Annotated in this window: 22 protein-coding genes and 1 pseudogene; 6 read left to right on the top strand and 17 right to left on the bottom strand. The window is 73.5% G+C overall.

The features are described 5' to 3' along the window. Positions 1-23 precede the first annotated feature (23 nt). The 6 genes from ACGFIE_RS07600 to ACGFIE_RS07575 all read right to left on the bottom strand — a co-directional run bounded on the left by ACGFIE_RS07600 (position 24) and on the right by ACGFIE_RS07575 (position 5,089). Entirely contained in the window at positions 24-1,262 is a 1,239-nt protein-coding gene (locus ACGFIE_RS07600) for a beta-ketoacyl-[acyl-carrier-protein] synthase family protein (protein WP_393292131.1), read from the bottom strand. A 22-nt stretch (positions 1,263-1,284) separates the two neighbouring features. Continuing rightward, entirely contained in the window at positions 1,285-2,901 is a 1,617-nt protein-coding gene (locus tag ACGFIE_RS07595) for a class I adenylate-forming enzyme family protein (protein WP_393292129.1), read from the bottom strand. Continuing rightward, positions 2,898-3,392, bottom strand: a complete 495-nt coding sequence (locus ACGFIE_RS07590) for a beta-ketoacyl synthase chain length factor (protein WP_393292127.1) — start codon at positions 3,390-3,392, stop codon at positions 2,898-2,900. The genes ACGFIE_RS07595 and ACGFIE_RS07590 overlap by 4 nt, the downstream gene beginning before the upstream one ends. Positions 3,393-3,472: 80 nt before the next feature. Continuing rightward, entirely contained in the window at positions 3,473-4,585 is a 1,113-nt protein-coding gene (locus ACGFIE_RS07585; RefSeq protein WP_393292125.1) for a beta-ketoacyl-[acyl-carrier-protein] synthase family protein, read from the bottom strand. Further along, the gene (locus tag ACGFIE_RS07580; RefSeq protein WP_393292123.1) at positions 4,578-4,823 is read right to left on the bottom strand and encodes an acyl carrier protein; all 246 of its coding nucleotides are present in this window, start codon (positions 4,821-4,823) and stop codon (positions 4,578-4,580) included. The genes ACGFIE_RS07585 and ACGFIE_RS07580 overlap by 8 nt, the downstream gene beginning before the upstream one ends. Next, positions 4,823-5,089 (bottom strand): acyl carrier protein, encoded by a 267-nt coding sequence (locus tag ACGFIE_RS07575; protein WP_007460627.1) that lies wholly within the window; start codon positions 5,087-5,089, stop codon positions 4,823-4,825. The genes ACGFIE_RS07580 and ACGFIE_RS07575 overlap by 1 nt, the downstream gene beginning before the upstream one ends. Positions 5,090-5,104: 15 nt before the next feature. Between ACGFIE_RS07575 and ACGFIE_RS07570 the strand changes: the two genes are divergently transcribed. Beyond that, positions 5,105-5,872 carry a 4'-phosphopantetheinyl transferase family protein gene (locus tag ACGFIE_RS07570; RefSeq protein ID WP_393292121.1) on the top strand — a complete coding sequence of 256 codons (768 nt, stop codon included), beginning with the start codon at positions 5,105-5,107 and terminating at the stop codon, positions 5,870-5,872. Here ACGFIE_RS07570 and ACGFIE_RS07565 read toward each other — a convergent pair. Both ACGFIE_RS07565 and ACGFIE_RS07560 read right to left on the bottom strand, forming a co-directional pair. Further along, positions 5,800-7,194: a class I adenylate-forming enzyme family protein gene (locus ACGFIE_RS07565; protein ID WP_393292118.1), complete on the bottom strand. Its 1,395-nt coding sequence runs from the start codon at positions 7,192-7,194 to the stop codon at positions 5,800-5,802. The genes ACGFIE_RS07570 and ACGFIE_RS07565 overlap by 73 nt on opposite strands. 300 nt (positions 7,195-7,494) lie before the next feature. Beyond that, complete coding sequence (locus ACGFIE_RS07560; RefSeq protein WP_393292116.1) at positions 7,495-8,322, bottom strand: M55 family metallopeptidase; 828 nt, start codon at positions 8,320-8,322, stop codon at positions 7,495-7,497. 112 nt (positions 8,323-8,434) lie between these two features. Here ACGFIE_RS07560 and ACGFIE_RS07555 point away from each other — a divergent pair, with 112 nt between their 5' ends. Then, a complete protein-coding gene (locus tag ACGFIE_RS07555) occupies positions 8,435-9,007 on the top strand; it encodes a dihydrofolate reductase family protein (protein WP_393292114.1) in 573 nt (190 codons plus the stop codon). 13 nt (positions 9,008-9,020) lie between these two features. Here the strand turns inward: ACGFIE_RS07555 and ACGFIE_RS07550 are convergent, their stop codons facing one another. Genes ACGFIE_RS07550 through ACGFIE_RS07510 form a run of 9 tightly spaced genes read right to left on the bottom strand, consistent with a single transcriptional unit; the run spans position 9,021 to position 17,325 of the window. Then, positions 9,021-9,338: an antibiotic biosynthesis monooxygenase family protein gene (locus ACGFIE_RS07550; protein ID WP_393292112.1), complete on the bottom strand. Its 318-nt coding sequence runs from the start codon at positions 9,336-9,338 to the stop codon at positions 9,021-9,023. Then, on the bottom strand, positions 9,335-10,585 hold the full coding sequence (locus ACGFIE_RS07545; RefSeq protein WP_393292110.1) for a beta-ketoacyl synthase N-terminal-like domain-containing protein: 1,251 nt from the start codon (positions 10,583-10,585) through the stop codon (positions 9,335-9,337). The genes ACGFIE_RS07550 and ACGFIE_RS07545 overlap by 4 nt, the downstream gene beginning before the upstream one ends. Further along, a complete protein-coding gene (locus tag ACGFIE_RS07540; RefSeq protein ID WP_393292108.1) occupies positions 10,582-11,856 on the bottom strand; it encodes a beta-ketoacyl-[acyl-carrier-protein] synthase family protein in 1,275 nt (424 codons plus the stop codon). Before ACGFIE_RS07540 ends, ACGFIE_RS07545 begins: the two co-directional genes overlap by 4 nt. Before the next feature lie 55 nt (positions 11,857-11,911). After that, a complete protein-coding gene (locus ACGFIE_RS07535) occupies positions 11,912-12,316 on the bottom strand; it encodes a cupin domain-containing protein (RefSeq protein WP_393292106.1) in 405 nt (134 codons plus the stop codon). Next, a complete protein-coding gene (locus ACGFIE_RS07530) occupies positions 12,309-13,064 on the bottom strand; it encodes an SRPBCC family protein (protein WP_393292105.1) in 756 nt (251 codons plus the stop codon). The genes ACGFIE_RS07535 and ACGFIE_RS07530 overlap by 8 nt, the downstream gene beginning before the upstream one ends. Beyond that, positions 13,061-14,524: an acetyl/propionyl/methylcrotonyl-CoA carboxylase subunit alpha gene (locus ACGFIE_RS07525; protein WP_393292103.1), complete on the bottom strand. Its 1,464-nt coding sequence runs from the start codon at positions 14,522-14,524 to the stop codon at positions 13,061-13,063. The genes ACGFIE_RS07530 and ACGFIE_RS07525 overlap by 4 nt, the downstream gene beginning before the upstream one ends. Positions 14,525-14,543: 19 nt before the next feature. Beyond that, positions 14,544-15,275, bottom strand: coding sequence for an acetyl-CoA carboxylase biotin carboxyl carrier protein (locus ACGFIE_RS07520; RefSeq protein ID WP_393292101.1), 732 nt, complete (start codon positions 15,273-15,275; stop codon positions 14,544-14,546). Continuing rightward, the gene (locus ACGFIE_RS07515) at positions 15,272-16,990 is read right to left on the bottom strand and encodes an acetyl-CoA carboxylase carboxyltransferase subunit alpha (RefSeq protein WP_393292099.1); all 1,719 of its coding nucleotides are present in this window, start codon (positions 16,988-16,990) and stop codon (positions 15,272-15,274) included. Before ACGFIE_RS07515 ends, ACGFIE_RS07520 begins: the two co-directional genes overlap by 4 nt. Continuing rightward, complete coding sequence (locus tag ACGFIE_RS07510; RefSeq protein WP_363688162.1) at positions 16,987-17,325, bottom strand: TcmI family type II polyketide cyclase; 339 nt, start codon at positions 17,323-17,325, stop codon at positions 16,987-16,989. The genes ACGFIE_RS07515 and ACGFIE_RS07510 overlap by 4 nt, the downstream gene beginning before the upstream one ends. Positions 17,326-17,772: 447 nt before the next feature. On the opposite strand from ACGFIE_RS07510, the gene ACGFIE_RS07505 reads away from it, so the two are divergent. The 4 genes and pseudogenes from ACGFIE_RS07505 to ACGFIE_RS07490 all read left to right on the top strand — a co-directional run. Beyond that, positions 17,773-18,585, top strand: coding sequence for a BTAD domain-containing putative transcriptional regulator (locus tag ACGFIE_RS07505; protein ID WP_393292097.1), 813 nt, complete (start codon positions 17,773-17,775; stop codon positions 18,583-18,585). 93 nt (positions 18,586-18,678) lie between these two features. Then, positions 18,679-19,026, top strand: a complete 348-nt coding sequence (locus ACGFIE_RS07500) for a TcmI family type II polyketide cyclase (RefSeq protein ID WP_393292095.1) — start codon at positions 18,679-18,681, stop codon at positions 19,024-19,026. A gap of 1 nt (position 19,027) precedes the next feature. Next, positions 19,028-20,377, top strand: a complete 1,350-nt coding sequence (locus tag ACGFIE_RS07495) for an FAD-dependent oxidoreductase (protein ID WP_393292093.1) — start codon at positions 19,028-19,030, stop codon at positions 20,375-20,377. A gap of 240 nt (positions 20,378-20,617) precedes the next feature. Beyond that, positions 20,618-21,137: pseudogene (locus tag ACGFIE_RS07490) on the top strand (hypothetical protein); the annotation flags it as partial.

Below are 21,137 nucleotides of genomic sequence, written 5' to 3'. Positions count from 1 at the left end.
CCCCGTCCGGGATGCCGCGTCGCTCACCTCCTCGGCTCGGCGACCCGCGCGAGCAGCAGGCTCACGTTCTGGCCGCCGAACCCGAACGAGTTGGTGAGCGCGTACTCCGGGTCGGCCTTACGGGGCGCGCCACGGATGTGGTCCGCCGGGCAGGCCGGGTCCGGGTCGTCGAGGTGGTACGTCGGTGGCAACAGCCCTCGACCGAGCGCCAGCGCGGTCACCGCCGCCTCCAGCACCCCGGAGGCGCCGAGCAGGTGACCGGTGAGCGCCTTGGTGGAGCTGACCGGCACGCCGCCGTCGCCGAAGACGTCCGCGAGGGCGGTGGTCTCGGCGACGTCGCCGAGCTTCGTGCCGGTGCCGTGCGCGTTGACGTAGCCGACCACCGCCGCGGGCACGCCCGAGCTGCGCAGCGCGCCGCGCATGCACGCGGCCGCGCCGGCGCCGTCGGGGCGCGGGGCGGTCGGGTGGTACGCGTCGGTGGTCGCGCCGTAGCCGGCCACCTCGGCGTACGCGGTGGCGCCGCGTGCGGCGGCGTGCTCGGCGCTCTCCAGCACCAGCAGCGCCGCCCCCTCCGAGAGCACGAACCCGGAGCGGGACGTGTCGAACGGCCGACTCGCCCGGGACGGATCGTCCCCGGCGCGAGCCAGCGCCCGCGCGTTGCCGAAGGTGTCGGCGAAGGTGGGGAACAGCGGCGCCTCGCTGGCCCCGCAGACCACCACGTCGGCCTCCCCCGCCCGGATCAACCGGACCGCGTCCGCGACCGCCTGCGCGCCGGACGCGCAGGCCGTGCCGACCGACGAGCTGTAGCCCCGGATGCCGTGCGCGATGGCGATCCGGGCCGCCGGCATGTTCGGCAGGATGCCGGTGAGCAGGTACGGGCTGACCGCCGCGCGGCCCCGGGCGGCGCGGGCGAGCACCTGGGTCTCCAGGGTGGCCATCCCGCCGACCCCGCCGACGATCACGCCGATCCGGCCGGGGTCGACGTCGCGGCCCACCTCGATGCCGGCGTCGGCGAGCGCGTCCGCGGCGGCGAGCAGCGCGAGCACCACGATCCGGTCCAGCACGCGGCTCTCCGGCCCGGACACGACGCTGCGGGGGTCGATGTCCGGCAGCAGGCCGGCGACGTCCAGCGACGCGTGCGCCGGATGGCCGTCGGGTGGCCGGGTCAGCCCGGACCGGCCGGTGGTCAGCGCGTCGAAGGTCTCCTCGACGCCCCGCCCGACTGGGGTGAACAGGCCCATCCCGGTGATCAGCGCGGTCACGACAACACCCCGGATCGGCCGCTCACGACGACGCCTCGGTCAGGTAGCGCTCGCGCAGCGCCACCTTGCGGACCTTGCCGGTGACGGTGACCGGTATGTCGTCCGAGCGCACCGGCACCACCCGGCGCAGCGTGGCGCCGACGTCGGGGCCGAGCGCGGCGCGGACCCGTTCGGTGCGGTCCTCGGCCTCGTCGGCGCCGGCGGCCAACTCCAGCAGCACGTCGGTGACCACGCCGCCGGCCTCGGCGACGATCACCACCGTGCAGTCGGTGACGTCCGGGCAGGTGGCGAGGATCTGCTCCTCGGCCAGGGCGGTGAAGAACCGCCTGCCGTCACCGGCGTCGACCGAGTCGACAGCCCGGTCCAGGTGGTAGTAGCGGCCGTCGGCGTCGGCGCGGACCAGGTCGCCGGTGAGGTACCAGCCGCGCTGGCGGAACCGGTAGGTGGTGACCGAGTCGTTCCAGTAGCCCCGGAACAGCGACGGCGAATCCACGCCCAGGAAGCCCACCTCGCCGACCGGCACCGGTTCGCCCTCGGCGTCGAGCACCGCCACCCGGGCGAACTCGTACGGGCGGCCGATGCAGCGGCCGTACCTGTCGGTGTCGGCGCGGTGGGTGATGTGGAACATGGAGTGCCCCATCTCGCTGGAGCCCAGCCCGTCGATGAAGACCGAGCCGGGCACCCGGGCCACCCCGTCGCGGGTGACGGTGTCCCGCCAGCCGACGGCGACGAGCCTGCGGATGTGCGGCTCGTGCGAGCAGTCGCCGGTGTTGAACCACAGCCGCACCGAGTCCAGGTCGTACCCGGACAGGTCGAAGCGGGCCAGCTCGGCCCAGGTGACCGAGAAACCGAACACCCCGTCGGGACGCCAGCGCTGGATGGCGTCGAGCACCCGATCGCCGCCCTGCTCGGACAGCAGGAACATCTCCGCGCGGTTGCCCAGCGCCTGGTTGACCATCAGCACGGTGGCCGTGTGCGGCGCGGGCAGGGCGTTGAGGATCCGGCGGGTGCCCTGCGCCTGCGGCATGGTGAGCAGGTGCCGGGTGGCGGCGAAGAGGCTGGCGTGCGAGTGCAGCACCGCCTTGGGCACCCCCGTCGTCCCGGACGTGTGGGTGATCACGATCGGGTCGTCGCTGTGGTGCCGGTAGTGCGCCGGAGCCTGCGCCGGGTCGCCCGTGCCGGCCTGCGCGGGCGTGCCCAGCAGCGGTACGCCGAGGTCGTGCCCGGCCAGCAGCGCGGTGTGCGCGTCGTCGGCGAGCACACCGACGCCCCGCAGCCGACGGATGTACTCGGCGGCGATCTCCGGACGGAGCTTGCCGTTCATCAGCGCCGGGATCGCCCCGAGCCGGGCCAGCGCCAGGAAGCTCAGCACCATGTCGGCGGCGGCGGTGGCCCAGACGGCCACCGGGTCGCGGGGGCGTACTCCCCGCTCGTGCAGCCAGGCGGCGCGGGCGGCGACCCGCTCGTCGAGCTGGCCCAGCGTGAGTGGCGTCTCGGCCGGGTGCCCGTCGACGGCGGTGTCGAAGGTCAGGCCGGGCCCGTCCGGGTCGGCGCCGTGCGCCAGCACCCGGGCCAGCATGTTGCCCGCGCCCACCTCGGTGTCGGCGGCCAACGCGCCGCGCAGTCCCGGTGTCCTCATGGTCGTGCTCCTCCCCCCACCAGCACCGCGACCGCCTCGGTGGACGTGTCGGGCGCCTGTTCGATCAGGACCAGCAACACCTCGTCGGCGTCGCCGTCGTCGCACAGCAGGGCCGCCTCGGCGGTGCCGTCGGCGTACGGGTCGCCGGTCGGGCTGAGGCAGACCACCGGGCCGCGCAGCCCCCAGCGGGCCGCGACGTGCCCGGCGACGCTGTTGGGCACGGACTGGTAGAAGAACAGCGGGCCGACCCGCCCGCCGGCCTCGACAGTGGCCCGCACGTGCTCGGCGCTGGCCCGGTCGCCGCTGGCGCTGACCAGCAGGATCGCCGTCCGCGTGTCGGCGGGCACCGGCCCCGTCCCGTACCGTCGCCGCAGACACCGCTCGGCCACGGCGACCACCACCGGAGCGAACGCGGAGTGCACGAACCCCGGGACCCCCGGCACGTCCCCGTCCCCGGCCTCGGGCCAGCAGGCCCGCGCAAGCTCCCGCACGGTGGTCTGGGTCGTTGTCTCGGGTGCCTCGCCGGATCCGTCGGCGTCGACAACGCACGATCGCGGGGCGGCGGGGTTGGTCACGGGGTGCCGACCAGGAGGGCGGTGTTGGCGCCACCGAAGGCGGCGTTGAGGGTCAGGGCGTGGGTCGCGGTCGTCCGGCGCGGACGGTCCGTGATGACGTCCAGGGGGCACGCCTCGTCCGGGGCCCGCCAACCGGCGTTGACGGGCAGTTCGCCCCGGCGCAGCGCCAGCGCGGTGACCACCAGCTCGAGCAGCCCGGACGCCTCCAACGCGTGCCCGTGCAGCGCCTTCGTGGAGCTGATCGGCACCTGAGCGGCGTACCCGTCGAGGGCCTGTCGCAGCGCCGCCGCCTCGGCGGCGTCGCTCTGCGCGGTGCCTGTGGCGTTGGCGTTGACGTAGCCGACGGCCCGCGGTGGCAGCCCGGCCCGGCGCAGCGCGGCACGCACCGCGTGCGCCAGCCCGGTGCCGGACGGGTCCGGCTGGCAGGGGTGGAACGCGTCCCCGGCCCGGCCCCAACCGACCACTGTGGCCACCGGCTCACCGCCGCGTCGACCGGCCACCGCGCGGGACTCGAGCACCACGGCGGCCACACCGTCGCCGAGCAGCAACCCACGTCGACCGGCGCTGAACGGGCGGACCGCACCGTCGTCGGCGAGGGCCCTGCCGGCGTCGAAGAGCGCGAACTGGTCCGGCTCGACCAGGTAGCCGGCGGCCACCACCGCCCGGTCCAGGTCACTCCGGGCGATCAGAGCAGCGGCGTCGGCCACCGCCGTGCTCGCCGACACGCAGGCGCTTGTGTAGACGCGCGTGGGTCCGGACAGTCCGGCGCGCAGCGCGAGTTGGCCGGCGAGCGCGGCCGGGGTCGGCCCCGCTCCCGGCGCCGGTCCGCCGTGCACGGCGAGCAACAGGGCGCACCCCGCCCGGTGTACGTCGTCCAGGCCGGCCGCCGCGCAGGCCGCGTCGATCGCGGCGGCCAGCTCGTCGGCGAGGGTACCCACGTCGGGCAGGGTGGCGGCCACGGCGACGCGGCGGGCGGTGGTGTCGAAGCGGCGTACCGGGCGAAACGCCGGCGCACCGGCCAGGACCCCGGCGAGCTGCGCGTCGGCGCCACGCCCCAGGGCGCTTACCGCGTGCACACCGGTGAGCTGGACGACGGGCGGCTCAGCCATCTGCGGGGGCGGCCAGCGACGCCCGGAAGACCACCAGGGCGTCGTCGACGGTACGGATGCCGGCCAGGTCGTCGTCGGTGAGGTCGAGCCGACGTTCGTAGCGCTGCTCGATGAGGTGCACGAGCCAGGCGAGTTCCATCGAGCCGATCCGGTCGGGGACCTCGGCGGCGGGTTTCGCGGTGAGTTCGGCGAGCATGGTCAGCAGGTCAGCTCGCCCCAGGTCGGGCCGACCGGGCATCAGGCGTTGTCGCTCGTCGCCTCGGCGACGCGGTCGGCGACCATTGTGGTGAACTCGCCGACCGTCATCAGGGCCAGCTTCTCCGACTCGTCGTCGGCGAACGTCAGGCCGTAGCGGTCCTCGACGCGGACGGACAGGTCGGCCAGGGCCAGCGATTCCAGGTCGACGCCGGACGGGCCGAGCGTGGTGTCGTCGTCGAGCCCCTCGACGTCGTAGTTCATGTCGGCGAGCTGCTCGACGACGAAGGCACGGACCTCGGCTCTCATGGATACCCTCTCTGCGTGGGCCAACTGACGGCGTCCGATCGGGACACCGCCTACGTGTGGGTCGGTCGGGACACCGGCGGTCGGCCGGATCCGGCCAGGGGGCTGCTGCTGCGCGCGGGTTCCGCGCTGCTCGGCCGCTCGGAGGCCGAGCTGGTGCTGACGCAGCGGCCCGGTGGGAGCCCGGTCCTCCGGGTGGGCGGGCCGGTCGAGCGGGTCCGGATGGACGGGCCGGTCGAGCGGGGCCGGCAAGCCGAGCCCGCCGACGAGGGTCGGCGCACCGGGCCCGTGGAGTTGCCGGTCAGCGTCAGCCGCACCGACGGTGTCGTGGTGGTCGCGGCCCGTCTCGGCGGCCCGGTCGGGGTGGACGTGGAGCGGGTCCGCCCGCTGCCCGCGCTCGCGCTGGCCCGCCGCTGGTTTCCGCCCGCCGAGTCGTCCTGGCTGGCCGCCCGGCCCGAGGTCGGGCACGCGGTGGACTTCCTGCGGCTGTGGACCGCGAAGGAGGCGGCCGGCAAGGCGCTCGGGCTGGGGCTGCGCGACGGCGGCCTGCGCCGGGAGATGCCGCTGCCGGTCGGGCCCGCGCTGCGGGCTCTGCCCGGTCACCCGACCCTGCGGGTCGGCCACCCGGAGGTGGGCCCGGATCTCGTCCTGGCCGTCGCCGTACGGGTGGAGGAAGGAGTCGACCTCGACGTCGAGGTGGTGCAGCGGGCCGGTCACGGCGTCGCCGCCGAGCGCAGCGCGCCGGTCGAGCGGACCAGCTTGCCCGTGGTGGTGCGGGGCAACTGATCGAGCAGGCGCAGCACCCGGGGTCGCTTGTAGCCGGCCAGCCGCTCGGCGAGGAGCTTGTCCAGCATCTCCTCCGACAGCGGGCCGTCCGGCTGGACGTAGGCGGTGATGCCGTCGTCCCACACCACCACTGCGGCTGCCACGCCGGGCAGTTCGGCGACTGTGGCCTCCACCTCGGTGAGGTCGACCTTCATCCCGCCCACGGAGACCTGCGAGTCGAGCCGGCCGCGCACGGTGACCAGGCCGGAGCCGGCGTCGACGGTGCCCGCGTCGCGGGTGTGCAGCCAGCCGTCGGCCCAGCGGGTCGGGTCACTCAGTCCGACGTACGGCGACGCCGGGCAGGACACCCACAGCTCGCCGTCGGCCTCGCGGACCTCGATGCCGGGCGCCGGGGTGATCGACGGCCGGTGGGATCCGTGCAGGTCGGTGCCGATCACCCCGACCTCGGTCATCCCGTACATGTTGCCCAGCGGCACCCCGTACCGGTCGGTGAACGCCTGGGCCACAGCGGCCGGCACCAGTTCGCCGCCGGTGGTCATCCGCCGTAGCTGCGGCAGGGGGCCGGACGGTCGCGTGGAGGCGAGCAGACCGATGTGGAACGGCACGCCCAGCACGGTGGCCGGCGTCGGGTCGGCGGCGATCGCGGCGAGCACGGCGTCGCCGCTGAGCCGCTGCGGTGGCACCAGTTCGACCCCGGCGTGCAGGCCGTAGAGCAGGCCGCCGACGAGCCCGAGCACGTGCACCATGGAGGGCAGCAGGATGATGCGCTCGCCGGGCAGCGCCACGCCGTCGATGCGCGTGTAGCGGCCCACCTCGGCGACCAGGTCGGCGGCGGTACGGCCGATCACCTTGGACGGACCGGTGGAGCCGGAGCTGAGTTGGATCACGGCGTGCCCGCTGACCGCCGGCAGGTCGGCGTAGCGGGTGACGCTCTCGGTGACGTCGACGAAGACCTTCAGCGCGCCGCCGGCCGTCCGCAGCGGCGCGATCACCACCTGCGGGGTGAGCCGGGTCAGCGCCCGGTCCACCTCGTGGTCGGTGAGCCGGTGGTCGAGCAGGATCGCCTGTCCCCCGGCGCGCCAGGTGGCCAGCAGGTTGACCACGTACGCCAGCGAGGGTGGCAGCCGCAGCGCGGCGGCGCCACCGGGTCGCAGGCCGGCGGCGGTGAGCCGGTCCTGTGCGGCGGTCACCAGCCGGTGCAGGGTGACCCGGTCGATCGGCTCCGGCAGGCGGAGACAAACATCTGTCGGACGGCCGGAGAACAGGACATCGTCCACCCATCCCGGGTTTTCAGCCGTAAGGTTTCCTGTCGATTGATCCATCGCCCTCGCCGTTCAACCCGCAGCACAAATTAGGGCATAATCCCCGTTTGTGAACATCTTTCGGGGTGCTGACGGAACCCTACGACAGCCGCGAGGAGCATCGCTAGATGCAAATGGCTAGATCAAATCAAGCGCCCGGACCGATTGCCACATACCGCCGCCGACCATCGGCCAGGCGGTCCGATCAGGCGGCCCGATCAGGCGGCCGGCCCCGCTCATGATCGACTCGGATTCACGGAATCCGGGGTGTCCGACCCGATCGGACACCGCAGTTTGCAGGAATCCGAGTCGATCGCCAGGCTAGCCGGGCTTGATGCTGGCGAGTTGGACGAGCAGCTGCACCAGCCGGTAGGCCTCCGCGACGTCGACGGCGTGGAAGGCGACCGTCCGGCCACCGCCGACGCGCGTCACACCCGGCACCAGAGTGGCGAGGTCGACCATGTACGGGCCGTACAGGTCGACCTCGACGTCCACCGACCCGGTCAGCTTCGCCGGCGGAATCGAGGCACGGCGGGCGATGGCGTCGGCGGCGGCGTGGCGCAGCCGCTCCCGCGCCTCCTGCGGGTGCAGCGCCACCGCGGCGGTCTGGCCCAGGGCCTGCTTGACGGCGACGGTGACCGCCGAGGGCACCAGCTCGCTGAATTCCGTGCACGCGGTGTCGTCTCCGCTCAGGAGGACGACTGGCGCGTCCAGGTGTCCCGCCATGGCCACGTTGAGGCCGATCTCCCCCAGCGATCGTCCGGCCACCCGCACATCCAGGATGGCGTCGCTGATCGTGTGTGCCAGGACGGCGGGCCCGGCGCCGGCCCGGGCGTGATAGCCGACGAACAGAACGGCGTCCGTGTGCTCGTCCAGCCCCGCGAGCATGCCCAGCGGGCGGGGTTTGCCGCGCACCAGGTGAGCACGCCTGTCGAGGTCCTCCGGCAGGAGGTTCCGAAACGTTCCGTGCGCGTCGGCGACCCAGACCACCGCATCCGGTTCGGCATCGAGGACCCCGGCGATCACCGCGTTCGCCTCGGCCGTCATCACCGCCCGGCCACGCTCGTAGTCGTACCGATCGGGATTCGTCTCGGCGGAGTGGACGATCCCCGAGATGCCCTCCATGTCCACCGAGATCAGCACCTTCATGGGTCCAGGACCCTACGCGCTCCGGGGCTTCATCGCTGCCGGCGCGGGCGTGGTCAGGCTCTGGAAGCATGGGCGCAGCAGGTACCGCTTTCGACGCGATGGGTGTGCGGCCATGTTGATCTACGCGATGAGCGTCTCGGTGGACGGGTATGTCGCCGACCGGAACGGCGAGTTCGGCTGGGGGGCACCCAGCGAGGAGTTGTTCGGCTTCCACCTCGACCGGGTGCGCGGGCTCGGCGGCTATCTGCTGGGCCGTCGGCTCTACGAGGACATGCTGGTGTGGGAGACCGATCCGTCGATGCGCGACACCGACCTCAAGGCCGCGTTCGCCGACGCCTGGTCCGCTCTGCCGAAGGTCGTCTTCAGCCGTACGCTCGACAGGGTAAAGGGCAACGCCCGGCTCGCCGAGGCGTCGGTGGCCGAGGAGGTCGCCGCGACCCTGGATGCGACCGATCGGGACGTCGAGATCGGCGGCCCCGGCGTCGCCTCGGCGGCGTTCGAACTCGGCCTCGTCGACGAGCTGCGCATGTTCCGCCATCCGGTCGTCGTCGGTGGCGGCACGCCCTACCTGCCACCCGTCACCGAGGACGTACGGCTGGACCTGATCGAGACGAGGACGTTCGACTCGCGGGTGATCTACGAGCGTTACGGCCGCGTCCGGGACGACCCGGAGCGACGTCCCTGATCAGCGCGGGCGGTCAGGCCAGCGCCGGTGTCTGGGCGTGGATGTGGAAGCGCAGCGAACGGGCGTCGGTGAAGCATTCCCGCATCGGGCGCACCAGGTCCCGGTGCTCGGGGGTGCGCTCCCAGTTCTCGAAGTCGGCCAGGCTCGCCCACTCGCTGGTGATCAGCCACTGTTCCGGGTCGGTCGACGAACGGCAGACCTGGTCGACAAGATGTCCCGGCACGCCGTCGGCGACCAGGTGCCGCACCTGCTCGTACGCGGCGAGGAACCGCTCGGTGCGCGGCGTCGGCACCCGCACCAGGAAGACCACTCGGGCCCGTTGCTCGCTCATGGCGTCTCTCCCCTCGTCGGCGCGGCCCCCCGCAGGACCAGCGCGCTGTTGAACCCGTCGAAGCCCCGCGCGCAGACCAGCGCGAGCCTGCTGCGCGGCCGGCGGTGCTCCCGCAGGAAGTCCAGCTCGCACCCGTCGGCCACCCGGTCCGGGCCGGCGGACGCGGGCAGCGTGTCGTGCGCGAACGCGAGCAGGGCGGTGGCCACGTCCAACGCCGAGCCGCCCTGGTGCGCCCTGCCGGTCAGCGACTTCTGCGTGGTCACCGGGGGCGGCCGGTCGGCGAACACGGCGCGCAGCGCCTCGGCCTCGCTGCGGTCGTAGCGGGGCACACCGAGGGCGTCGGGAAGCACCACGTCGATCCCCGCCGCCGCGACGCCCGCCCGGTCCAGGGCCAGTCGCATCGCGCGGGCGTACTGGGCCGGGTCGCCGGCGCTGTCGGCAGTGGTGTGCGCGGCGTCGTGGGTGGCGCCCCAGCCGCTCACCTCGCCGTAGATCCGGGCGCCCCGTGCCAGGGCGTGCGCCAGGTCCTCCACCACGAACACCGCTCCCCCCTCGGCCGGCAGGTAGCCGCTGGCCGACGCGTCGAACGGCCGGTACGCCCGCTCCGGGTCGGCGACGTCGCTGAGCAGCCCGGAGCGCAGTTGGCAGGCCAGGGCGTACGGGCTCAGTGGACACTCGGTCGCCCCGGCGATCACCACGGGTGTGCCCCGGCGTACCGCGCGGGCGGCGTGCGCGAGGCTGTCCAGCCCGCCGGCCGTCTCCGCGACCAGCACCCCGCTCGGTCCCTTGAACTGGTGGTGGATGGAGAGCTGTCCGACGCTTGCCGCGTAGAACCAGGCGATCGACTGGTACGCGCCGACGGTCCGCGACGTCCCGCCCCACAGCCGTTGCAGCTCCCGCTGGCCGAACAGGTTGCCCCCGGACGAGCTGGCCAGGGTCATGGCGTAGCCGTACGGGTCGGGTGCCCGCTCGGGCAGGCCGGCGTCGGTGAGTGCCAGCCGGGTGGCGGCGAAGCCGAGGTGCGTCCACCTGTCGGTCTGCACCAGTTGCCGGCTGTCGGCGTACGAGCCGGCCGTGAAGTCGGGGACCTCGCCGCCGAAGCGGGTCGGGTAGCCGGACGGGTCGAACAGGGTGATGGGCCCGGTGCGCCGGGTACCGGCCAGCACGGTACGCCAGTGCGCGTCCACGCCCACACCGCTGGGCGCGACCACCCCGATTCCGGTGACGACCGCCCGGGCGGTGCTCACGCCGCCACCGTCGGAGGCAGCCGGCGGAACACCATGGCCGACTGGAAGCCGCCGAACCCGCTGCCCACCGACAGGGCCACGTTGACGGGCACCTCCCGCGCCTCGTTGGGCACGTAGTCCAGGTCGCACTCCGGGTCGCGGGTGCTCCAGTTCGCCGTCGGCGGCACCACGCCGAATTCGATGGCGAGGGCGCAGGCGGCCATCTCGATCGACCCGATCGCCCCGAGCGAGTGCCCCACCATCGATTTGATCGAGCTGATTGGCACCCGGTACGCGGCCTGGCCCAGCGCCCGCTTGAACGCGGCCGTCTCGTGCCTGTCGTTCTGCCGGGTGCCCGAGCCGTGGGCGCTGATGTAGGAGACCTGCTCGGGGGCGACGCGGCCCTGTCGCAGCGCGTCGGTGACGGCGAGGCCCATCTCCAGCCCGTCCGGGCGCAGCCCGGTCATGTGGTAGCCGTTGCTGCGGCTGGCGTAGCCGGCGACCTCGCAGTAGACGTGGGCGCCGCGCCGTCGGGCGTGCTCGGCCTCCTCCAGCACCAGCACCGCGGCGCCCTCGGCCAGCACGAACCCGTGCCGGTCGGCGTCGAAGGGACGGGAGGCGTGCGCGGGGTCGTCGTTGTCGGGGCTGGTCGCCTTGATCGCGTCGAACGAGGCGACGGTGACCGGTGAGATCGGCGAGTCGGCCGCGCCGGCCAGCACGATGTCCGCCTCGCCGTCCACGATGAGCTGGTGGGCGTACCCGATGGCGTCGATGCCCGACGTGCAGCCGGTGGAGACGACCTGCGCCGGGCCGTGCAGCCCGTGCCGGCAGGCCACGTCGGCGGCCAGGCTGCTGGGCACCAGCGCCTGGTACAGGTACGGGCCGCCGAGCGCCGCGTCGACAAGCCAGTTCCGGCCGTGGTCGCTGACCCGCACGTACTCCTCTTCCAGGGCCATGGTGCCGCCCACGGCGGTGCCGAGCACCACCCCGGTGCGGTCCCGCTCGGCGTCGCTGAGCACCAGGCCGGCGTCGGCCATCGCCTCGGCGGAGCAGGCCAGCGCGAACTGCACGTACCGGTCGGCGCGACGCCGCTCGGCGTCGGTGAGTCCGGCGGCGATCGGGTCGAAGTCGCACTCGGCGGCGATCTGCGAGCGGAACGGCGACGGGTCGAAGAAGCTGATCCGCCGGGTGGCCGTCCGTCCCTCGGTGATGGTCTTCCAGAAACGGTCCCGGCTGGCGCCGCCGGGAGCGACCACCCCGATGCCTGTCACCACCGTGCGTCGCCCGGTCATCGCGCCACCTCTGTTCGCGACTGCGGGGCTCGCAAACCCGGCTCACTCCTCGCGCTCATGACCCGCCCCGTTGCTCGACCAGCTCCGTGTCGACGTGTCCCAGCTCGGGCCGAGGTGCCAGCGGGCCCAGGTGGAAGACCACCTCGGCCGGCTCCACGCCGGTGTTGCGCAGCCGGTGCCGCACGTTCACCGGCACGAACAGCGCTTCGCCCGCGGACACCGCCGTGGGCTGGTCGTCCAGGTCGACAGTGATCGCGCCGCGCGCCACGTACAGGAACTCCTCGCTGTACGGGTGGTAGTGCTCGGCGATCCGCTCCCCCGGCGCGAGGGTGGCCACCCCGAGGAAGCCGGAGGTGCTGCCGACGGTGCGGGGCCCGAGCAGCACCCGCAGCTCGCCGCCGCGCCGCCGGTCGGCCGGTACGTCCGCGGCGGCGATCGGCCGGGTGCCCAGGTCACTCATCGCCGGCCCCCGTCGACTCGCCGCCGGCCACAGCGCGGTCCTGCTCCTCGCGCTGCCGGGCGATCCGCTCCACCCGGTCCTTGATCACCGCGAGTTGGATGACGCTGTTGGTGTTGATCCGTTCGGTCATCGCGGTGTTGTCGACGGGTGCGGTGGGCTTCATGGCGAAGTCCTGCGTCCAGGCCATCCGGGTGCCGTCGGCCTCCTCGGTGTAGCGCCAGTGGATCCGCATGTACTCGAACGGCCCGGTCTCCACCCGGTGCGCCCGCACCTGCCGGCTGACCGGGTCGGCGGTGCGTTCGCTGACCCAGCTCCACGCCACCCCGTTCTCGTCGGGGTACATGGTGAGCCGGAACCGTACGGTGTGCCCGTCGCGGTGCAGGATCTCCACCACGGCGTACTCGGTGAACAGCTCCGTCCAGTTCGCCACGTCGTTGGTGACGTCCCAGACCAGTGCGAGAGGGGCGTCGATGACCACGGAGTTCTCGGTGTGTCCGGGCGGGTCGGTGCGGCGGGCGACCAGGTCGGCCACCGCCGGGATGCTCAGTTGCCCGGCCTGTTCGGGGATGCTCACCTGCCACCGGTCGGCGACGACTGCGGAGAGTTCCAGCAGCGCGAGTGAGTCCATGCCCAGTTCCTCGAGTGACGCGGCGGGCGCTCGTGCCGCGGCGTCTGCGTCCAGCCCGCAGTGCGACACCAGGATGTCGGTGATCTCGGCGGTCATCGGGCGGCCATGGGTGACGGTCATCGGGTCCTCCGGTTGGATACGTCGGGCTGCGCGGCGGGCGCGGCGCGGGGTGTGGGGGTGGCCGCGGACCGCTGCGCGGGCGCGGGCGACGGCGGCGGTGGTGGCGGCGGCGACGCGGCGAGTAGGCGGTCGACCAGGCCTGTGGTGTAGCGGCCCTTGCGGAACGCGGCGTCGTCGAGCACCCGCCGCACGAACGGGATGGTGGTGTGCACGCCCGGCCCGGCGATGTCGAACTCCTCCAGGGCACGCTCCAGCCGGTTGAGCGCCAGTTCCCGGTCGGGTGCCCAGACGATCACCTTGGCCAGCAGCGAGTCGTACCAGGGGCCGACCAGGTAACCGGCGCTGGCGTGGGTGTCCACGCGGGTGAACGGTCCACCGGGTGGGGTGAACCGCTCCAGGCGGCCGGGTGTGGGCGCGAAGTCGCGTTCGGGGTCCTCGGTGTTGACGCGGCACTCCACGGCGACGCCGTGCAGCCGGATCTCCTCCTGCCGCCACCGCAGCGGCACCCCGGCCGCGATGTGCAGTTGCTCGTGCACCAGGTCGATCCCGGTGACCATCTCGGTGACGGGGTGTTCCACCTGGATCCGACAGTTGATCTCCAGGAAGTGGAAGCGTTCCTCGGCGTCCACCAGGAACTCCAGCGTGCCCGCGCCGACGAAGCCGACCTCCAGGGCGCCCCGCAGCGCGGTTTCGGCGATGGCGTCGAGCGTGGCGGCGGACAGCGCGGGAGCGGGCGCCTCCTCGACGAGTTTCTGGTGCCGGCGCTGCACCGAGCAGTCCCGGGTGCCCAGGTGCACGCCGTTGCCGTGGGAGTCGCAGAGCACCTGCACCTCGACGTGCCGGGCCTCGGTGAGGTACCGCTCGACGTACACCCTGTCGTCGCCGAAGGCGGCCTGCGCGGCGGCCCGCGTCCGCGCGTACGCCCGGGCCAGCTCGGTCGGATGGTGCACCACTGTCATCCCTCGGCCACCGCCGCCTGCGGCTGCCTTCACGATCACCGGGTAGCCGACAGCGTCGGCGACCTCGGCGGCCGCCGCGGCGGTCGCCACCGGCGCGACGCTGCCCTCGGTCAGCGGCAGGCCGGCGCGGCTCATGAGGGCCCGGGCCGAGGACTTGTCGGCCAGCGCCGCCATCACCGCCGGCGGCGGGCCGATGAACGTCAGGCCGTTGTCGGCGCAGATCTCGGCGAAGTCGGCGTCCTCGGAGAGGAAGCCGTACCCGGGATGCACGGCCTGCGCGCCCACCTGCCGGGCCGCCTCCACGATCGCGGCGGCGTTGAGGTAGCTGCGCCGGCTCGACGCCGGCCCGATCCGGACGGCCTGGTCGGCGAGGCGCACGGCCACGGAGTCCGCGTCGGCGGCGGAGTAGACCACCGCAGTGCGGATGCCCAGCTCCTTGCAGGCCCGCAGCACCCGCAGCGCGATCTCACCACGGTTGGCGATCAGCACGGTCTCGAACATCTGTCACTCATCCCCGCCGTCAGGCCGGATCCAGCTCGACCAGTGGCTGGTCGTACTCCACTGGCTGGCCGTCGCCGACGAGGATCGCGACCACCCGCCCGGCCCGGTCGGCGGTCACCTCGTTCATCAGCTTCATCGCCTCGACGATCGCGACCGGTTGACCGGGACGGACCAGGTCACCCACCGCGACGAACGGCCGTGCGCCGGGCTCCGGCGCGCGGTAGAAGGTGCCGACGATCGGCGCCCGGACCGCGGCGCGGCCGGGGACCGGCGGCCGGATCAGCGCGGCCGGCTGGCCGGGCACGGCCGTGCCCGCCGTCGGCGTGGCACCGAAAGGCGGCAGCGCCGGGGGTACGGGCGACAGGGCGGCCGCCTCGTCCGGATGCCACTGGACCTCCAGCACCGTCGTCCCGCTGCACAACCGGATCCGACGCACCGGCCCGGGCAGCTCGGCGAGCAGGTGCCGCGCCTGTCGACGCAGCCCGACCAGCACCGCCTCACCGTCCGCGGCGGCCCCGCCCTCCGGGTGCCGCCCGTCCGGGCGGACGTCGTCGCGGCCGTCGGCCGCCTCGGGGCCGGTACGCGCAGCAGGCTGGGACTCGCCGTCGACGTGGCCGTTCGCGCCGTCGAGCTGACCGTCGCCGTCGGACCGAACAGCGCCGTCTGGCCGAACAGCGCCGTCGAGCTGACCGTCGCCGTCGGACCGGGCGTTCTGGCCGTCGGCGGTGTCCACTGTGGGTGCGGCGGTCATCGGGCGACCGCCCGGATACCGGTGCGGGTGGCGCCGAACCGGCGGAATCGCTGCCGGCGCAGGCGGACCAGCATCGCGGGCGGCACGTCCAGCAGCGGCAGCAGGTTCGCCAGCAACGCGGCGCGCAACCGTCGGGCCGTCTCGGCGGGGTCGTCGTGGGCGGCCGTCGCCGGCTCGGGGACGATCTCGTCGACGACGCCGAGGCGACACAGGTCGGGTGCGGTCAACCGGAGCGCGCGGGCGGCCTGCGGCGCGGCGGAGCGGTCCGGCCAGAGGATGGCCGCGCATCCCTCGGGGCTGATCACCGAATAGACGGCGTGTTGCAGCATCAGCACCCGATCGGCGACGGCGAGGGCCAGCGCGCCGCCGCTGCCACCCTCACCGGTGATCACGGCGAGGACGGGGGTGGGCAGCACGGTGAGGGTGAGGATGTTCTCCGCGATGGCGGCCGCCTGTCCCTGCTCCTCGGCGCTGATCCCCGGGTCGGCGCCGGGGGTGTCGACCAGGGTGACCACCGGCAGGCCGAGGCGGGCGGCGAGACGCATCAGGCGCAGCGCCTTGCGGTGCCCGGCGGGGCTGGCCATCCCGAAGTTGCGGGCGACCAGGTCGGCTGTGGTGTGCCCCTTCTGGTGGCCGATGACCATGACGTGCCGGCCGGCCAGCCGCGCGACACCGCCGACGATGGCGGGGCAGTCCCCGCTGAGCCGGTCGCCGTGCAGCTCGACGAACCCGTCGAACACCGAGTCCAGATAGTCCAGGGTGGTGGGGCGGCCCGGGTGGCGGGCCGTGCGAACGGTTTCCCACGCGTCGCGTACCGCCGGTTGGGTGCCGTCCGCGGCTGGGGCCGCGCCGGCCAGGCGCTCGTGGTGTGGCGCCGGCTCCTGCCGGGGTACGGGCGGACGCGCCGGACGGCCGGTGCCGGCCGCCGCGAGCAGCGCGGCCAGTCGACCCCGCAGCGACCGGCGCTGCACCACCATGTCCACCTGACCGTGGCGCAGCAGGAAGTCGGCGGTCTGGAACCCCTCCGGCAACGCTCGGCCGGTGACCTGACGGATCACCCGTGGACCGGCGAAACCCATCCGGGCGCCACTCTCGGCGAGCACCAGGTCGGTGTTGGTGGCGAACGAGGCCGCCACCCCTCCGTAGGTCGGGTCGGTGAGCACGCTGACGGTGAGCAGACCCGCCTCGCGCAGCGCGGCGATGGCCTGGCTGACAGTGGCCATCTGCATCAGCGACAGGGCGCCCTCCTGCATCCGCGCCCCACCGGACGCGGTGACCAGGATGAGCGGCACCCGGTCGTCCAACGCCCGCTCGGCGGTACGGGTGATCAGCTCACCCACCGCGCAGCCGAGGCTGCCGCCGAGGAAGCGGAAGTCCATCACGGCCAGAGCGGCCGGGTGTCCGCCGATGGTGGCGGTGGCACAGAGGACCGCCTCGGCCAGGCCGGTGCTGACCCGCGCGGCGCTGAGCCGGTGCGGGTACGGCAGCACGTCGACGAAGTCGATCGGATCCGCCTCGGGCAGCCGGTCGGGCAGGAGGCACAGGGAGCCCGGGTCCACGAGCTGCCGCAGTCGTTCCGGGGCGCCGAGCCGGGTGTGCTCGCCGCACTCCGGGCAGACGTCCAGGTTGCGGCGCAGCCGCTTGCGGTAGAGCAGGCTCGCACAGCCGGCGCAGCGGGACCAGAGCTGCTCCGCTTGTCCGGCGGCGGCGGTCACGAGCGTCCCCCGGCGTCGGGAGCGTCGAACCGGTAGAAGCACTGCGCCATGGCGTCGCGCGGCGAGCGCCAGGTCGGCAGGTACGGCGAGACGTACGGCCGCAGCCGGTCGCTGACCCGGACGAACTCGGGGTGACCACGGGCGGCCTCCACCGCCTCCTGCGCCGGATGCTCGGTGTCGAGCAGGTGCACGTAGAGGTCGTGCAGGCGGTACAGCGAGCGGTGCCGGACGCCGACCAGGCGCGGCAGCTCGGTCGCGTCCGACTCGGCGAAGATCTCGGCTACCCGTTCCTCGGCGGTCGGTACGACCTTCGCGACGATCAGCGATCGGTCCATGGCTGGGCCTCCCCCCACGGTGTCCGGGCCGGCCGGGTGAACCTCCGGACGCGCTGGACGACTGCGGCCACGATGCGGCAGTCGTCGTCACGGCGCCGTCACCGCGGCGGACCAGCCAGCAACGCAGCTTGGTGACGCTGCGTTGACGCAACCTGTGTATGAGCTATGCGTCCCATGTGCACGACCGGATCCGTCAGAATGGCGTTTGAGCAGTTCAGAACCGATCTCATGGTTGGCCGCAGGCAACTGATGGCCGACAGTGGCGTTGACTCACCGTGACCATCATTGATAATCTTCACGGTGGTCAGCCCGACGGCTCCGGCGGGCGGTGCCGCCGCCTGGACAGCCCTTGTCGCATTCCATCGACGGGATCGACGGTGGCGACGCGGGCAGCCGGTCCGGAACACAGCAGACAGTCGGAACGAGCGTTCCGCAGGGGGTGCCGCCGTGGCCGCTGATCCGTCCGTCCCGACCGCCGCACGTGGCGGCGCGGCCGACCTCGCGCTGCACCTGCTCGGCGGTTTCCGGCTCCTGCACGCCACCGCGCACATAGTGGTGCCGCGCGGCCTGCAACGGGTGATCGCGCTGATCGGACTGCGCCCCGGCGCCACCCGCAGCCAGTTGGCCGGCCTGCTCTGGCCCGACGTGTCGGAGGAGCGGGCACTCTCGTCGCTGCGGACCGCGCTGTGGCGGCTGCGGCAGGACCCGTGCTGCCCGATGATCGTGGCCGGCGACACCGTCCGGCTGGACCCGGAGGTCGGGCTCGACGTGGACGACCTCGTGCAGACCGCAGCCCGCGTCCGCAACGGCGACGACCCGAGGACCACCGCCGGGGCGCTCGCCGCCGGCCGACACGACCTGCTGCCCGGCTGGTACGACGACTGGGTGCTGCTGGACCGGGAACGGCTGCGGCAACTGCGCCTGCACATGCTGGAGCAGGTGGCCGCGCAGCACCTCGCGGCGGGGCGGCACGGCGAGGCCCTCGAAGCCGCGTTGGAGGCGATGGCCGCCGAGCCGCTGCGCGAGACGCCACACCGCCTGGTGGTACGCATCCATCTCGCCGAGGGCAACGCCTTCGAGGCCGTACACGCCTTCTACGTCTACCGTGACCTGCTGCGCCGAGAGCTGCGTCTGGAGCCCAGCCCGGCGATGAGCGCCCTGCTCGACGACACGCTCGCTCCGATCCGGGCGGCCACCCGTCCCGCGGCCCCCGGCCAGCAGACCGCCGCCCGGCCGTCACCGGCCGGACGACGCACGTGACGGTGACGTGACACACCCTGCGGCACGGTGGGCGCAACGAGCACGTGACCACCGGCCCCCGGGCCGGGATCGGCCACCGGCGGAAGGGTTCCCATGAGTCGTCTACTGATCGTCAGCCGGATCATCCCGGGCGCGGAGGAGCGGGTCGCCCAGATCTTCGCCGAGTCCGACGCCACCGAACTGCCCGGTCTCACCGGCGTCTCGCACCGGTCCCTGTACTGCCTGCACGACGTGTACGTCCACCTCATCGAGACCTCGGACGTCAACCCGGGTGCCCTCGCCGCCGCCCGCAACCACCCGCTCTTCCAGCAGGTCAACGAGCGGCTCGCGGCCCACACCTCGCCGTACCTGCCGACGTGGCGCTCTCCCCGCGACGCCATCGCCGACTGCTTCTACCGCTGGGACGCCGCCGACGCGGCAGCGCCCCACCCGGCCGGCTGACATGTCCACCACCGGACCGCACGTCCTGATCATCGGCGCCGGCACCGGCGGGCTGTGCCTCGCGCACGGGCTGCGCCGCGCCGGGATCAGCGTCACCGTCTACGAACGCCACCAGCACAGCACCGAAGGGCTGCTCGGCTACCGGGTGGGTATCGGCCCCACCGGCAGCCGGGCGCTGCGCGAATGCCTGTCACCGAAGCTGTTCGCCACGTTCCTGGCCACCTGCGCCCGGCCGCCGAGCTACTTCAACGTCGTCACCCAACGGCTGCGCCAGACCGCGTCGTTCGAGCTGCGGCCCACCGCCGACCCGGTGCACACCGAACACTCGGTGGCCCGGATGGTGCTGCGCCAGGTGCTGCTGACCGACCTGGGCGACGTGGTGCGCTTCGACAAGACCTTCGTCCGGTACGAGCAGCACGACGACGGCACGGTCACCGCGTACTTCGCCGACGGGACCAGCGCCACCGGCGACCTGCTGGTAGCGGCCGACGGCACCCACTCGGCCGTACGCCGCCAGTACCTGCCGCACGCGGTCACCCGCGACGCCGGCACCATCAACATCGCCACCCGCATCCCGCTGACCGCGCAGACCCGCGACCTCGTGCCCGAGCGGGTCCGCAAGGGCATCTCGCTGATCTTCGGCGCCGGCGGCACCATGGGCGTGCTGCACGTGATGGAGTTCAAGTGGGCCGCCGACCGGACGATCAAGCCCGGCGTCAGCGCCGACGACGCCGCTCTCCTGCGCGGCTGGCCCGGCCTGTCGACGGACACCAGCGCCGACTACATCAACCTGATCATCTGGAGCACGGCCCGCCGGTTCCCGGCCGACGTGCTGCAACGTCGGGGCGAGGACCTGATACGCGTCGCCCTGGACCTCACGCCCAACTGGCATCCGCACCTGCGGGAGCTGTTGCGGATGAGCGATCCGGGCAGCGCCCTACCGATCAAGGTGAGCACGTCCGAGCCGACACCGCCCTGGAAGAGCAGCACCGTCACCCTGCTCGGCGATGCCATCCACACCATGACCCCGGGGCGCGGGGTGGGCGCGAACACCGCGCTGCGCGACGCCCGCCTGCTCTGCGCGCACCTCACCCGGGCCGCCGCCGGGGACACGACGCTTGTGCAGGCGGTGGCGGACTACGAGGCCGCCATGGTGCCGTACGGCTTCGCGCGGGTCGCCGAGTCGCTGCACCGCAGCGGCACCAGCGGCGACGACCGGATGTACCGGCCGGTGGTGGGCCGGCTGGCGCTGCTCGGGGCGCGCGGCTACTTCGGAGTGACCAGCCGGGTGCCTCCGCTGCGGCGCCGCTTCGTCGACGACTTCCACACCTACGAGGGTGACCAGGACTGAACACGGCACCGGCTGACCCGGGCACGGCGACAACGCGCCGGCCCGGGTCGCTCCGTGTCCGGCGATCGATCGCATCCCGCCGTGGTCGCGACGCTGTGTCACTCGTCGCGCACCGCATGCGGTGACCGTCCCGGCCACGGCGTCTACGACCGATCCTCTCTGTCGTCGGTAATGCGCGTGTGCGAAGCTGCGGCGAGTTTTTCTCGTGACTTTTTCGACGAGCTGAGAGGGAGGTTCGCCGTGGAGTGGTCTATCGGACACTCGCTGATAGTGCTACTGGCGTTGTTGCTGGGCCTGGCCGCCGGATGGTTGCTGCGCGGCCGGCAGGGCGCAGGGACCAACGGGCGGGGTCGGTCGATCGTGGACGGTGACCCCGTCGCCGGCCTCGCCGTGATCGACGCTCCGGTGCCGCCGGCCGCCTCCGACGAGGCCGCCCCGGTGGCGGCCGTGGACGCTCCCCCGGCAGCGGTCGCCGACGAGCCGACGCCTGTGGATACGGTCAGCGCACCCGCCGCCGTGACCACGCCGGACGACTCCGCCCCGAACGCCGTCGACCCGGGCGACATGGCCCTCACCGAAGCCCCGCCGCCCGTCCCGGCCACCGAGCGGACCGACGCGGTCGACGTACCCGCGTTCGCGGCCGACCCGGAGCCGGTCGCGGCCGACGAACAGCCGGCGACGGTGGTCGCCCCGCGCCAGCCGATGGACGACAAGACCGACACCCTGCCGGCCGAGGCAACCCCCGCCGAGGCCACCCCCG

Source organism: Micromonospora sp. NPDC049275, from assembly GCF_043197115.1.
In the GTDB taxonomy this organism is placed as follows: domain Bacteria; phylum Actinomycetota; class Actinomycetes; order Mycobacteriales; family Micromonosporaceae; genus Micromonospora.
This window is presented reverse-complemented; position numbering and strand designations above follow the sequence as displayed.